13 protein-coding genes are annotated in these 13968 nt (G+C 46.2%); 8 read left to right on the forward strand and 5 right to left on the reverse strand.

The annotated features are described in order from the left end of the window. Positions 1–267: 267 nt before the first annotated feature. From iolD to ACWA5Z_RS03610, 8 genes are all read left to right on the forward strand, one after another. Entirely contained in the window at positions 268–2208 is a 1941-nt protein-coding gene (gene iolD, locus ACWA5Z_RS03575) for a 3D-(3,5/4)-trihydroxycyclohexane-1,2-dione acylhydrolase (decyclizing) (protein ID WP_431053954.1), read from the forward strand. A 51-nt stretch (positions 2209–2259) separates the two neighbouring features. Beyond that, positions 2260–3156, forward strand: a complete 897-nt coding sequence (iolE, locus tag ACWA5Z_RS03580; protein WP_431053955.1) for a myo-inosose-2 dehydratase — start codon at positions 2260–2262, stop codon at positions 3154–3156. A gap of 2 nt (positions 3157–3158) precedes the next feature. Continuing rightward, a complete protein-coding gene (iolG, locus tag ACWA5Z_RS03585) occupies positions 3159–4169 on the forward strand; it encodes an inositol 2-dehydrogenase (RefSeq protein WP_431053956.1) in 1011 nt (336 codons plus the stop codon). A 91-nt stretch (positions 4170–4260) separates the two neighbouring features. Next, positions 4261–5121 (forward strand): AraC family transcriptional regulator, encoded by an 861-nt coding sequence (locus tag ACWA5Z_RS03590; protein WP_431053957.1) that lies wholly within the window; start codon positions 4261–4263, stop codon positions 5119–5121. A 165-nt stretch (positions 5122–5286) separates the two neighbouring features. Continuing rightward, positions 5287–6207 carry a TIM barrel protein gene (locus ACWA5Z_RS03595; protein ID WP_431053958.1) on the forward strand — a complete coding sequence of 307 codons (921 nt, stop codon included), beginning with the start codon at positions 5287–5289 and terminating at the stop codon, positions 6205–6207. A gap of 11 nt (positions 6208–6218) precedes the next feature. Further along, on the forward strand, positions 6219–7382 hold the full coding sequence (locus ACWA5Z_RS03600) for a Gfo/Idh/MocA family protein (RefSeq protein WP_431053959.1): 1164 nt from the start codon (positions 6219–6221) through the stop codon (positions 7380–7382). Positions 7383–7406: 24 nt separating this feature from the next. Then, on the forward strand, positions 7407–8294 hold the full coding sequence (locus ACWA5Z_RS03605) for a sugar phosphate isomerase/epimerase family protein (RefSeq protein WP_431053960.1): 888 nt from the start codon (positions 7407–7409) through the stop codon (positions 8292–8294). 55 nt (positions 8295–8349) lie between these two features. After that, positions 8350–9285 carry a substrate-binding domain-containing protein gene (locus ACWA5Z_RS03610; RefSeq protein WP_431053961.1) on the forward strand — a complete coding sequence of 312 codons (936 nt, stop codon included), beginning with the start codon at positions 8350–8352 and terminating at the stop codon, positions 9283–9285. Positions 9286–9349: 64 nt separating this feature from the next. Here ACWA5Z_RS03610 and ACWA5Z_RS03615 read toward each other — a convergent pair whose 3' ends face one another. From ACWA5Z_RS03615 to ACWA5Z_RS03635, 5 genes are all read right to left on the reverse strand, one after another. Then, positions 9350–10600, reverse strand: coding sequence for an MFS transporter (locus tag ACWA5Z_RS03615; RefSeq protein ID WP_431053962.1), 1251 nt, complete (start codon positions 10598–10600; stop codon positions 9350–9352). A gap of 2 nt (positions 10601–10602) precedes the next feature. After that, positions 10603–10989 carry a RidA family protein gene (locus tag ACWA5Z_RS03620; protein WP_431053963.1) on the reverse strand — a complete coding sequence of 129 codons (387 nt, stop codon included), beginning with the start codon at positions 10987–10989 and terminating at the stop codon, positions 10603–10605. Positions 10990–10998: 9 nt separating this feature from the next. Continuing rightward, positions 10999–11955 (reverse strand): sugar phosphate isomerase/epimerase family protein, encoded by a 957-nt coding sequence (locus tag ACWA5Z_RS03625; protein WP_431053964.1) that lies wholly within the window; start codon positions 11953–11955, stop codon positions 10999–11001. Between the two features lie 10 nt (positions 11956–11965). Then, on the reverse strand, positions 11966–12580 hold the full coding sequence (locus ACWA5Z_RS03630) for a helix-turn-helix transcriptional regulator (RefSeq protein WP_449343128.1): 615 nt from the start codon (positions 12578–12580) through the stop codon (positions 11966–11968). A gap of 353 nt (positions 12581–12933) precedes the next feature. Further along, positions 12934–13962 (reverse strand): ABC transporter permease, encoded by a 1029-nt coding sequence (locus ACWA5Z_RS03635; RefSeq protein ID WP_431053966.1) that lies wholly within the window; start codon positions 13960–13962, stop codon positions 12934–12936. Positions 13963–13968: the final 6 nt, after the last annotated feature.

Raw genomic sequence — 13968 nt, forward strand, 5'->3', positions numbered from 1 at the left:
TTAGAATAAATATTTCATTTTGCTATTGCTATTACTCTTTTTTGAGATCGAGATCCCAAAAAAAGTTTTTCCGCTTGCTCGGTTGAGGTATAAAAAATCATTTTTTTCTGCTTTTTTATCACAGAAATTGATCCAGCTCGCAAAAATGAAATTTACATTTCATTTTATGTTTAACTGAAATTTATTTTAAGTAGAATAGCGATAGTTAATGATGAAAACCGCAGTTGAAGTATTCACATAGTCGGAATGGATCACGCAGGAGAAACTATGAAAACACAAAAATTAACCGTCGCACAAGCCCTGGTAAAATTCTTGGATAATCAATATGTTGAAGTGGACGGAAAAGTAACGAAATTTGTGAAAGGCATTTTCGGTATTTTCGGACACGGTAATGTACTCGGTTTGGGGCAAGCATTGGAACAAGACAGCGGACAGCTGATTGTGCACCAAGGACGCAACGAACAAGGCATGGCGCACGCAGCAATGGGCTTTGCCAAACAAAAGGCGCGCAAACAGATTTACGCCTGCACCTCCTCTGTCGGGCCGGGCGCGGCCAATATGATCACCGCCGCCGCAACGGCGACCGCTAACCGCATTCCGTTATTGCTATTACCGGGCGATGTATTCGCCACGCGCCAGCCTGATCCGGTGCTGCAACAAATCGAACAAAGCTACAATTTAAGTATCAGCACCAACGACGCCTTTAAAGCGGTCAGTAAATATTGGGATCGGGTCAGCCGCCCTGAGCAGTTGATGACGGCGTGTATTAATGCAATGCGGGTGCTGACCGATCCGGCGGAAACCGGTGCGGTGACGATTGCGCTGCCGCAAGATGTGCAAAGCGAAGCCTACGACTTCCCTGATTATTTCCTACAAAAACGAATCCACCGCATTGAACGCACCTTACCGACCGAACCGATGTTGCGGCAAGCGGTGGAATTGATTAAACGCAAGCAAAAACCCTTGATTATCTGTGGCGGCGGCGTGCGTTACTCAGAAGCGGCAGCCGAGTTAAAAGCCTTTGCCGAAGCCTATCAAATTCCGTTTGCCGAAACCCAAGCCGGTAAAAGTGCGGTGGTATCCAGCCATCCTTTAAATGTCGGCGGCGTAGGCGAAACCGGTTGTCTCGCGGCGAATCTATTGGCGAAAGAAGCCGATCTGATTATCGGTGTCGGCACACGTTATACCGATTTCACCACCTCGTCCAAATGGATTTTCCAACATCCGGAAGTAGAGTTTTTAAATATCAATATCGCCCGTTTTGATGCGTATAAACTGGACGGGGTGCAAGTGACCGCCGATGCCAAAGCGACATTGTCGCAACTGCAACACAAGCTGGCAGCCGAACAATATCAAACCCAATGGCAAGATCAAATCGCGCAAGCCAAACAACAATTTGCACAAGAATTAAATCGGGTTTACCACGTGACCTACAGCGGAAAAGATTTTGTGCCGGAAGTGAATGACCGCTTGGATACCGACAGCGTTTATCAAGAATTCCAGCGCCTCACCGGTTCGGTGCTGACCCAAAGCCGTGTGTTGGGCATTTTAAACCACAGCTTGGGTGAAAACGATATTATCGTTGCCGCCGCCGGCAGCTTACCGGGCGATTTACAGCGCACTTGGCAAAGCAAAGGCGAAAATACCTACCATCTGGAATACGGCTATTCCTGCATGGGCTATGAAGTCAATGCCGCCTTGGGGGTGAAAATCGCCGAGCCGGAAAAAGAGGTGTACGCTTTCCTAGGCGACGGTTCATACCTAATGCTCCATTCCGAATTGATCACCTCGATTCAGGAACACAAAAAAATCAATATTATTCTGTTAGACAACATGACCAACGGCTGTATCAACAACCTGCAAATCGGACACGGCATGGACAGTTTCTGCACCGAGTTCCGCTTCCGCAATCCGCACAGCAACAAACTCGACGCCGGGTTTATTCCGGTCGATTTTGCGATGAATGCCGCCTCTTACGGCTGTAAAACTTATAAAGTCAGAACGGAAGAAGAGTTACAAACCGCACTTGCCGATGCCAAACTGCAAAAAGTATCGACCCTGATCGATATTAAAGTGCTGCCGAAAACCATGGTGCACGGTTACGGCAGTTGGTGGCACGTCGGCGTGGCGGAAGTCTCGGAAAAAGAGCGGGTGCGCGAAGCCTTTAAAAATGCGGAGATTCAAATTCAGCGTGCGCGCCGTTATTAATCGGAACGAATCAAATTGAAATTTAAAATCAACCTTCTCAAGGAGAAAAAGATGAAAGCAGAAAATGTCAAATTAGGTATCGCCCCAATCGGCTGGACCAACGATGATTTGCCTGAACTGGGGGCGGAGAATACGTTCGAGCAGTGTGTCAGCGAAATGGCGTTGGCAGGATACGAAGGCTGCGAAGTCGGCAATAAATATCCGCGCGATATCAAAGTGTTAAAACACAAACTGGACGTGCGCGGCATTCAAATTTGTAACGCCTGGTTCAGCACCTTTTTTGTGGACGGTAAAAAAGAGCAAACGATTAAGGATTTTATCCAACACCGCGATTTTCTACACGCCATGGGCGCCAAAGTGATCGGTTGTTCCGAGCAAAGCCGCAGTATTCAAGGGCAGAAAAAAGCGATTTTCAAAGAAAAAACCGTGTTCAGCGATACCGAATGGCAGTTGTTGGCGGAAGGCTATAACGAACTGGCAAAATTAGCCGCCGAAAAAGACATGAAAGTCTGTCTGCACCACCATATGGGCACCGGTATCCAAACGCCTGCCGAGGTGGATCGCTATATGGAAGTGACCAATGATGATGTCTATCTGTTGTTCGATTCCGGACATCTGTATTATTCCGAAGGCTCGCAACAAGCGATGTTGGACGTGTTGGAAAAATATATCGACCGCATTGTCCACGTTCACCTGAAAGACGTGCGTGATGAAGTGGTTGCCGAAGTCAAAGCCAACGATTTAAGTTTCCTCGAAGGGGTGAAAAAAGGGACGTTTACCGTACCGGGCGACGGCGTGATTGACTTCAAACCGATTTTTGAAATTTTAGAAAAACACGGTTACCAAGGTTGGATGGTGGTGGAAGCCGAACAAGATCCGGCATTGGCAAACCCATTTGAATACGCCTTAAAAGGCCGTAAATACATTAAAGACGTAGCAGGAGTTTGATTATGATTAAAGTAGGTATTATCGGCGCAGGCCGTATCGGGCGCGTGCATTCGGAAAGTATCAGCAAATACGTCAAAGGCGCGGAAATCAAAGCGATTTCCGATATTAAAGTGACTGATGAGCTGCAAAGCTGGGCGCAATCGATGGGCATTGCGCATGTCTATGACGACTACAAACAAATCTTGCAAGATCCGGAAATTGATGCGGTGTTGGTCTGCTCCTCCACCAACACCCACGCTCCGATTTCAATCGAAGCGGCACAAGCGGGCAAACACATTTTCTGTGAAAAACCGATTGACGCCGATGTCGGCAGAATCAAGCAAGTGCTGGCGGAAGTGGAAAAAGCCGGCGTGAAATTCCAAGTCGGCTTCAACCGCCGTTTTGATCACAACTTTAAAGCGATTAAAGATCGCGTGGTTGCCGGTGACATCGGCGAACCGCACATCATCAAGGTGACCTCGCGCGACCCTGACGCACCGCCAATCGAATACGTTAAAGTCTCCGGCGGGATGTTCTTTGATATGACGATTCACGATTTCGACATGATCCGCTATCTGTCGGGCAGCAATGTCACCGAAGTGTTCGCGGTCGGCAGCGTGTTGGTCAACCCGGAAATCGGCAAAGCGGGCGATATCGATACCGCCGTCATCACCTTGAAACTGGCAAACGGCGCCATCGGCGTGATCGACAACAGCCGCAAAGCGGTTTACGGCTACGATCAACGTGCCGAAGTGTTCGGCTCGAAAGGCGCAATCCAAATCAGCAACGACACCGGCTCAAGTGCGGTTTTCTCCGGTGAAAACGGCGTGGTAGCGGAAAAACCGAAATATTTCTTCCTCGAACGCTATATGCAATCCTTCGCCGATGAAATCTCCTGCTTCGTCGATTCGGTGGTGAATGACAAACCGACCGTTGTCAATGGCGACGACGGATTGCAACCGGTACTTATCGCCTTAGCCGCGAAAAAATCCATGGAAGAAGGCAGACCGGTTAAGATTAGTGAGATTAGCTAAACAATAAAATGAATGTTATCTGATCGTTAAAAGGCACTTTTGTGCCTTTTTTGTTTAAGGTCAATCGAATCTGGAGCGTGAGGAGGAGGCAATGTTGCAATATTTTGTTAAAGAAAACAAGCACTCTATTTTTGAAAATAATTGTTTACCGCAACTGCTTTATTTATGTAATACCGAAACGATGAAAGACTATTTTCCCCGGCTATTACACAAACATAATGATCGTTTAGAAATAGTGTTTATTGTGAAAGGCAAAGGGAATCATTTAATCGGCAATGAAAAATATCAAACCCAAGCCGGCGATATCTTAATTTTTAACCAAGATGTGTTGCATGACGAAGTGGCGGAAATCGGTAGCGATATGACCGTATATTGTTGCGGAATTAATAATTTAAAAATAAAAGGCAAAAAAATAAACCATTTGCTTGAGCTGGATTATCCGGCAGTGCTGCCTGCGGGCGATTATGCAGAGGATATCAATGCGATTTTAGGTATTATGGACTCACAAATCAGACAAAATCCCAATACGGCCACTGAAACTTGCCGTTATTTACTGGCGTCACTGATCACCATCATTTCAAACATTCCCCGTCGCAATATACAAGCCAATAAAAATAATGAATTGATGTTGATTCATCAGGTTAAACGCTATATTGACAGCCATTATTGGGAGAATATTTCATTATCTTCGATTGCCCGACAATTTAATGTCAGCCCTTATTATCTTTCCCATTTATTTAAACAGGGCAGCGGTTTCTCACTGATCCAATATATGCTGCGGCGTAGAATAGGTGAGGCGCAATCGTTATTGATCAATACCGGTTATAGCATAACCCAAATTTCCACGTTGGTCGGCTATGACAATATCAACTATTTCAGTACCATTTTTACCAAAATGACGGGAATTTCACCTACCGCCTACCGCACTTACTGGATTGGACGGAAAAAATAGTCTTATTTCGACGGGCAGCGCAAGATAATGAAGATGACATAACTAAAACGTGACATTCTTAACATAATATTAACGTTTTGCGGTGATGAAAAAGCAAGATGTTAAACTTTTCCGACCAAAATAATTTATATACTTCACTCACAACTTAACCAAAAGGAGTGAAGTATGAGTATAAAAATTTGCACCGCCCCTTGTTGTTGGGGGGTGGATGATCCCAAAAATCCTTATTTACCGCACTGGACTCAAGTATTACACGAAGCCTCCCAAGCCGGTTACAAAGGCATTGAGCTAGGGCCTTACGGCTATTTACCGATTGATGTTCAACAAGTATCCGATGAACTCGCCAAAAACGATCTGTTTATTGTTGCCGGCACTATTTTCGATGATCTGGTTTCAATTGAAAATCAAGCCGCTTTGGAGCGGCAAGCGCATAACATTTGCCAATTAATAACAAAACTGCCGCAAGTAGCGCCTGAGCCGGATCAAAAATTTGCTACGCCCTATTTAGTGCTTATCGACTGGGGACACGATGAACGCGATTATGCCGCCGGTCATCCCGATACCGCCCCGCGCTTATCGCCGATACAGTGGCAGCAGATGATGTCCCATATCAAAAAACTGGCTGCTATTGCGCAAAGCTACGGCATAAGGGCGGTTATCCACCCGCATGCCGGCGGATATATTGAGTTTGCAGATGAAATTGACAATGTGGTGCGCGATATTCCTTATGATTTAGCCGGATTATGTTTAGACACCGGCCATCTTTACTATTCGAAAATAGAGCCGCCGGCGGCATTAAAAAAATATTGGCCGTTTGTTGATTACCTACACTTCAAAGATATTGATTTGTCCGTCTATCAAAAGGTGATGAACGAAAAAATCCGTTTCTTTGAAGCCTGTGCAAAAGGCGTAATGTGCCGAATCGGGGAAGGCACGCTTGCTTATCCGGAGATCTATCATCTTTTAAAAACGCTGAATTATCAAGGTTATATCACGGTAGAACAAGAGCGGGATCCGCGAAATTCAGGTTCGAGTTTAAACGATGTCAAAATCAGTCGCGATTATTTGAAACACATTGGATTTTAAAGGAGCAAAAGATGATTTACGGAGAAAAACGTGTGGCAAGACCTATCCGCTGGGCAATGGTCGGCGGCGGTCACGGCAGTCAAATCGGCTATATACACCGTTCGGCAGCGTTACGGGATTTTTGCTTTGAATTGGTTGCCGGCGCTTTCGATCTGGATTTTGCAAGAGGAAAAGCATTCGGACAGCAACTGCACGTTACCGCCGAACGCTGCTATCCGGATTACCAAACGATGTTTAACCAAGAAGCGCAACGGGCGGACGGTATAGAAGCCGTCTCAATCGCCACCCCCAACGGCACGCATTATGACATTTGCAAAGCCGCATTATTAGCCAACTTGCACGTTATTTGCGAAAAACCGCTGTGCTTCACGGTTAAACAAGCGGAAGAGCTGGCGGCGCTTGCCGCAAAGCAGCAAAAAATAGTCGCTATCACTTACGGTTATGCCGGTCATCAAGTGATTGAGGAGGGGCGCCGTCTTATCGCTGAGGGTGTTTTGGGCGAGATTCGGATTGTAAAAATGGAATTCGCGCACGGATTTCATAATGTTGCCGTTGAAAAAGAGGCTGAAAGCACAAAATGGCGGGTTGATCCGAAAATGGCAGGCCCGAGTTATGTGCTGGGCGATTTGGGCACGCACCCGTTGTTTATTGCCGAAGTGTTGCTACCGCACTTACGCATTAAACGCTTGCTGTGTTCACGGCAAAGTTTTGTGCAAAGCCGCGCCCCATTGGAAGACAATGCGTTGACCTTAATGGAGTATGACACGGGAGCCGTCGGCAGCGTTTGGTCGAGCTGTGTCAACGCCGGTTCAATGCACGGGCAACGGATCCGGGTTATCGGCGAAAAAGCCAGTCTCGAATGGTGGGACGAGCAGCCTAATCAGCTACGTTTAGAAATTCAAGGCGAACCGGTCAGAATTTTGGAAAGAGGCATGGGCTATCTGCATGACAGTGCCTTGAAAGAAGATCGGATTGGCGGCGGACACCCTGAAGGGCTGTTCGAAGCCTGGTCAAATCTCTATGCCCGCTTTGCCGAAGCGATTATATGTAAAAACGAAGGGCGGCGGTTCGACTTTTGGTATCCGGACATCTCTGCCGGTGTCGAAGGCGTGCGCTGGGTGGAAAATTGTGTGAAATCCGCAGACCTGGGCGCGGTTTGGGTCGATTATCAATAAATTACAACAAAGAGAGGCTATCTTATGAAAATTGCATTTGATGTTGATGTGTTGGCGAAACAAATGGGAATCAGTGATATGGTTCACCAAGTTGCGGATTGGGGCTATAAATATATTGAGCAATCGCCACACCCGAGAATCAATCCGTTTTATAAACATCCGTTGTTTTCCAAAGAATGCGAACAAGAATACCGCACCGCACTTCAGCGGACCGGTGTGGAAATCTCGTCATTTATCGTGGTTTACCGCTGGTCGGGCCCGACGGAAGAGCAGCGCCGGCATGCCGTTGCAAATTGGAAACGTATGATCGAAATTGCCGACAGTATGAATGTGAGGGTGATCAACACCGAATTATCCGGCGATCCGCACCAGCCTGAAATCTGTAACGGTATGTTATTCCGCTCATTGGATGAATTAATGCCGCTGTTTGAAAAATATGGTATCCGTTGCGAGATTCAGTCGCACCCTTATGACTTTTGCGAATTCAATAATGAAACGGTTGATATGGTGAAATCCTACCGTTCCGAGCACCTTAAATATGTTTATTCCGCACCGCACGGCTTCTTTTATGACAAAGGAAAAGGCGATGTGCGTGCCATGTTGGAATATGCCGGTACGGATTTATCACATATTTTATTCGCCGATACGCATAACCATACCATTGATTGCCGTTACATCATGAATCCGCCGGGTTGTTGTTCCACCATTCACCAGCACTTACCGCTTGGAGAGGGGGAAGTTGATTTCGACGGTATTTTTGAAAGCCTGAGAAAAATGAATTTTGCCGACCGCACTTTTGCCGTCGGCGGCGAATCGATTGCTTGCGTTTCTATGTTCGGTTTTCCGGAAAAAATGGCGGTGGAGGCGCCTAAAGCCAGAGAACGACTGGAAAAAGAATTATTAACCTCATGATTAATCATGCAATGGCATTATCAAATCGACTTAAAACCTGTTTAAGGAGTTTCATATGAGAAAGATCAACCAACTTGTTTTACTGTTATCTGCCGGATTGGCACTGAATGCGTTTGCAAAAAACGAAGTGGTCGCTTTCAGCTCTCCCAGCCTGTATAGCCCGTTTCAAATAAAAATGAGTCAAGCCGCTGCCGAAGCCGGTAAAGCGCTTGATCTGAAAGTGCAAGTGCTGGACGGGCAAGACAGTTCGACCAAACAAACATCGGATGTTGATAATTCTATCACCAAAGGCGCCAAAGCCATTTTGATCGCGCCGAATGATGTGAATGCGATTGCGGCGGCAGTGGAAGATGCGATCAATGCCGGCGTCGTCGTCGCGACGGTCGATCGCAAAGTGATCAGCGAAAAAAATATTCCGCATTTCGGTGCCAATAACTACTTGGGCGGACAAAAAATCGCACAAGAGTTAAAAGCGAAATTTCCGGACGGGGCAAATATTATTTTATTAACCGGGCAGCCGGGTTCAACCTCGAATATTGAACGGACACAAGGGATTCGTGATGAACTGAAATCATATGGCACGCAATACAAAATCATTGTCGACCAAAGCGGTAATTGGTTGCGTTCCGAAGGGCTACGTATTATCGAAAGCGTGCTGCCGACCTTGAAGCAAAAACCCGACGTGATTCTGTCCGCCAATGACGATATGGCGATGGGGGCGATCGAGGCATTGAGAGCGCTGGGCTATAAAGCCGGTGACATTATGGTTACCGGTTTTGACGCCGGGCCGGAAGCCTTGTCCCGTATTCAAGATGATTGGCTCTATGTGACCGCCGACCAACGCCCGAGCTATGCCGTCAGCACCGCGTTAAGCCAAATTGCGGATAACTTGCGTGAGGGGAAAGCAATAGAAGGGCTGGATTTTGCGCCGTTGATCATTAAGAAAGAGAATGTTAGAGAAGCAGAACGTATCACCGAATTAAAAGATTAAAGTATATATCTTAACCGGCACCGCACTTATGAGGAGATGAAAAGTGCGGTGCCGAGTGATAACACTACTTGCGCATACGGCGGATCAAAATCGTCGCACAACCGAATCCAAGTAAACTGAAAGCGGACATAATATAAAAAACATTATTGTAGCCGGTAATGCCGGGATAATTATCAAGCATATAGCCGTATAGCGTATAACCGAACATTGACGGCATATAACCGATTAAACAACCTAATGCCATCGAAGAACCGGCATATTCCCTTGGCACGCCAATCTCTTCCATCGGAGCAAAAAACACCGCTCTTTGCGTAAAAATAATCGCACCGAAGCCTAATGTTGCCGTCATACCGAGATAAACACTCATCGATTCGTGCGGTAATTGAATAAAAAGGATCATACTGACAAAAGCCACGATAAATGCAGTTTGTAAATATCTTAACGGCGAGCGGAATACTTTATCCGATAAAAAGCCGCCGACCGGCCCGCCAATCATTTTTAAACCGTATTGATTGATGATACCGTACGCGCCGACTAATGCGACCGGCAAACCGTAAATATCTTTTAAGAACGGGATAAAATAAGTCAGACCGGTATAGGACGAGTACACAAAGAAAATGACAAATGCGGCCAACCAAGTATTGATATCTTTAATCACATAAAGAATACCGCTGAAAACTTTCGCATTGGCTGATTTGTCTCTCGCGGTGACTTTAATGTGATCTTCGTCGCCGACCAAGAAATAAGTTACTACGCCGACAAGTGCGGTTATTAATGCATAGTAGAGAATACCCGCTTGCATGCCGGCTTTGCCTTCACCGAACAAGACAAAGATACCCAGTGCGCCGAAAGCGACAATCACATCGACAATGCCGCGTCCGGCTTCTAAAAAGCCGAATAATCTGCCCTGTTCCTCTTTTGTGCCGAGTAAGCGTACCGCTTTGAGCAGCACCGGCCAATAGACCACTTCTCCGAAAAAAGCCAGTCCGGCAAACGCAAAAACGTAACCGGTAAACGAAGGAAGGGTGGATAAGTAAAGTCCGCAAGCGGCAACCCCCAACAGCCCTGCCGGTAGCAAATATTTTTTCGAAAAACGATCGGCGAGATACATTGAGAAAAAATAGCCGAGTGTTTGTACAATGGCATAAAACGTGAAACCTAAGCCGATTTCGGTATTGCTCAGCCCCCAATCTTGTTGCATCGGCACATAAAAAACATCTTTGATACTGGATAGTTTATAAATAGTACCGCCGCCGAGCACCAAAAAACCCAATTGCACCCATTTGTTCGTAAATAATCCTGTTGTTCTGTCCATAATTACACTCCTCCGAGATAGGCGACCGCTTCTATTTCGACGAGTGCGTCTTTAGGCAAACGCGAAACCTCAATACAGGAGCGGGCAGGATACGCATTCCCAAAGTAATCCGAATAGATCCGATTAAACGAATTAAACTGCTCAAGGTCTGTCAAAAAACAGGTTGTTTTCACAATATCTTTTTTACAACCGCCGGCTGCCGTTAAAATAGCCTCCAGATTTTTTAGCGCTTGACGGGTCTGTTCTTCGATAGCACCGACAACCATGTTGCCGGTGTCGGCCGCAATCGGTATGCAACCCGAGATATAAAGCCAGTCCTTAACCCTGACGGCTTGTACATAAGGTCCGATCGCCGGTGGCGCAAGTGCGGTATGGATAATCTGTTTCATTATTTCTCCTTAACAATATTTTTGTTTTAAGTGATGTAGGGCATCAATTGAGATTTTCAGCCCGTCCAATTGTGCTTGTGTAAGAATCGCCAGCGCTTGTGCAGAAATCTGATGGGGATAATAGTAATCTAACGGTTTGATTAAACTCTCTGCGAAAGGAGGCGGTTTGATTTGAAAAGCGCCGCTAAAAGTATCCACGCCTCCCGTACCTTTCGGGCGTGCAAAACGGGCGCAATAGGGATAGCAATTTTCGATATTGATATGTGTAACCGGCGAATCCTCCAGTAAAATTTTAAAGCATTGATCAATATCAATGTTTCCCTGACCGATAGGCACACCGCACACAACGGGAGTATCATCATGCATCACCACGATATGATCTTTAAAATGGGTGGAATAGGTATAAGGCGCCAGTGTTTTCACCGCTTCGACCGGATCTTCCCACGCCATCATGGAATTACCGATGTCGCAATGTGCGCCGACCCATTGACTGTTTACCGCTTCGATAATGTGGATAATTTCTTGTGATGTTTCGTGTTCGTGATTTTCCAATGCCAATTTAATGCGGTATTTCTGGAGCAACGGTACGATCGCTTTCAATTGGGCCGGGGCTTTTGCCATGCGTTCCGGATTAAACTTGCCTCTGCTGACATAGGTTCGCACTACGTCGGCGCCCAGCTCATTGGCAATTTTCAATGCCGGCGTTAAACTTTCCGTATCACAAAACCGGGTGTCTATTTCGCAATAAAGATTATATTTTTCAATCGTTTCCCTTACACGGTGCAAATAGGTTTTTTGATCACCGTCGAGCACGCCGAATTGCGGGTGGAGATTCAAGTCAGGAATAATATTCAATTCGACGCCGCTCAACCCCAGTTCCCATGTTTTTTGAATAAAAGAAAATACGTCCATTTGCCGATGTTGAAAAAGAAGATGGCAAGACTCTGTTTCCAATCCGAATTTCATTGCTGACTCCCTATGCGCCGGAACAATTGCGTAAGTGTAAATATACGGTGTGGGTTGAAATTCCCAATAAATTGGCAATGGCTTTGGTCGCCCCCTTCAATTCGAACAGCCCTTGTTGGTAAAGCTCGGCGATAATCAGTTTATTTTTATTATTTACGCCGATAGTCGGATCATGACTGATTCTGCTGATGACTTTCTCAACCGTCTGATTAAATAAATCGTCGATATTCTCTGCAAACAGTTCCCCGTTTTTAATTTCATTGACTGCCGCCGATTGCACTTGAGCCGTATTCGTACTCAACAAAAAAGACATGAAATCGTGTAATGGGGTATCAAGGCTTAAATTGACACAGAGCAACCCGATAATGCGATCGTTTTCACCCAGTACGGCTTGAGTGATGGAACGCATTTTTTGTCCGTTTTTCGCATGGGTAAAATAGGCATCGGTTACAAATGTCTTTTCTTCCGTCATCTGTTTCAGCATATTTAAGGCCGTGCTGGTGATCGGCGCGCCCACTGCCCTATCGGTCAAATGAGAATTCACTATCTTGACTACCGAGCATTGCAAATCAGCTAACGAGTGCAATACCACTTCGCAATCATTGCCCAATAGGTTTTTTAGCATTGTCAAAACCGGTTCCTGCGAACGCAAAATCTGTTTATCAACCAGTGTTAAAGGATAGGTTAACGTTGGAAAATCCCGCGTTTGATTTAGTTTTACCATGTTATTTACTCAAATATTTTTTATTAAAAATCCGTATAATCAATTAAAATTGATTTTGTGGCTTTTTACAATCAACTTTAATTGATTGTGTGATCACGATCGAAGAATAGTTGTATAGAGACAGTGGGGATAAGCGGAAAACTATGGTGGGATTGTTAAACGGCGGTAAGAAAAAATAAAATAAGAAAAGCCGAGTGGAAGTCTTTGTCCCGATTCGGCTTTGCTAACGCTTTAGAATATTAAATTCAGAGTAACTAAACTGCCCCTCTCCGGCTTTTCGCATAAGTATCAAACGAAACCGCGAGGATAATAATTGCGCCCATGATGATCTGTTGATAGTAGGCGGAGACGTCCATCAGAACCAAGCCGTTGATCAACACGCCCATGATAATCGAGCCGAAGATGGTGCCGGTGATACGGCCATAGCCGCCCATCAAGGAAGTGCCGCCGATAACGACCGAGGCAATGACCCGTAATTCAAACGCAACCCCGGCGACCGATTCGGCACTGCCCAGACGGGCGCTCAGGATAAAACCGGCAAGTCCCGCCAATGCGCCGATGACGACATAGACACTGACCAAAGTGCGGTTGATATTCACCCCGGCGAGGCGCGCCGCTTCCGGATTGCCGCCGACGGCATAGACATAGCGCCCCCAACGGGTTTTATGCAAGGCGATATAACCTAGGATGGCGACAATCGCAAAGATCACCACCGGAACCGGTATGCCGAGCAGATCGCCGCGCCCCCACCAACGATAACCTTGATCGAAACCGGCAATCGGCGCACCGTCATTAATCACCAGTGTTAAACCGCGCCAAATCGTCATGCCGCCCAGGGTGACGATAAACGGCGGGATTTTCAGTTTGGTGACGCCCAAACCGTGTAACCAGCCGATGAACGTTCCCATTGCCAAACAGATACCTAAACCGATAAGCCAACTCATGCCGCCCCATGCGCCGGGTTCGACCGTGACGGTGTTATCACCTTTAATCACGTGGGCGGCGAAAATGGCACACACCGCCAACACCGAGCCGACGGAAAGGTCAATCCCGGCGGTTAAAATCACGAAGGTCATACCGACCGCCATAATCCCGAAAATCGAGACTTCGGTCAAAATATTAAAAATGTTGCGCTCGGATAAAAACGCACTGTTTTGGAATTGGAAAAAGATAATCAGAAAAACCAAAAATACCAACACGCCAAAACGCTCAAAAAACGCAATCGGGTCTTTTTTACCGTTTTCGTCCACAATCCCTAAATTTTTTAGCATATTCTCAAACATAATAAT

The organism is Testudinibacter sp. P80/BLE/0925 (assembly GCF_053570785.1).

Bases quoted from the DNA above. Each gene is read 5' to 3' on its own strand.
- ACWA5Z_RS03620 (WP_431053963.1), bottom strand. From the start codon at position 10,989: ATGAAACAGATTATCCATACCGCACTTGCGCCACCGGCGATCGGACCT.
- ACWA5Z_RS03610 (WP_431053961.1), top strand. From the start codon at position 8,350: ATGAGAAAGATCAACCAACTTGTTTTACTGTTATCTGCCGGATTGGCA.
- iolD (WP_431053954.1), top strand. From the start codon at position 268: ATGAAAACACAAAAATTAACCGTCGCACAAGCCCTGGTAAAATTCTTG.
- ACWA5Z_RS03600 (WP_431053959.1), top strand. From the start codon at position 6,219: ATGATTTACGGAGAAAAACGTGTGGCAAGACCTATCCGCTGGGCAATG.
- ACWA5Z_RS03595 (WP_431053958.1), top strand. From the start codon at position 5,287: ATGAGTATAAAAATTTGCACCGCCCCTTGTTGTTGGGGGGTGGATGAT.
- ACWA5Z_RS03635 (WP_431053966.1), bottom strand. From the start codon at position 13,962: ATGTTTGAGAATATGCTAAAAAATTTAGGGATTGTGGACGAAAACGGT.
- iolG (WP_431053956.1), top strand. From the start codon at position 3,159: ATGATTAAAGTAGGTATTATCGGCGCAGGCCGTATCGGGCGCGTGCAT.
- ACWA5Z_RS03630 (WP_449343128.1), bottom strand. From the start codon at position 12,580: ATGCTAAAAAACCTATTGGGCAATGATTGCGAAGTGGTATTGCACTCG.
- iolE (WP_431053955.1), top strand. From the start codon at position 2,260: ATGAAAGCAGAAAATGTCAAATTAGGTATCGCCCCAATCGGCTGGACC.
- ACWA5Z_RS03615 (WP_431053962.1), bottom strand. From the start codon at position 10,600: ATGGACAGAACAACAGGATTATTTACGAACAAATGGGTGCAATTGGGT.
- ACWA5Z_RS03605 (WP_431053960.1), top strand. From the start codon at position 7,407: ATGAAAATTGCATTTGATGTTGATGTGTTGGCGAAACAAATGGGAATC.
- ACWA5Z_RS03590 (WP_431053957.1), top strand. From the start codon at position 4,261: ATGTTGCAATATTTTGTTAAAGAAAACAAGCACTCTATTTTTGAAAAT.
- ACWA5Z_RS03625 (WP_431053964.1), bottom strand. From the start codon at position 11,955: ATGAAATTCGGATTGGAAACAGAGTCTTGCCATCTTCTTTTTCAACAT.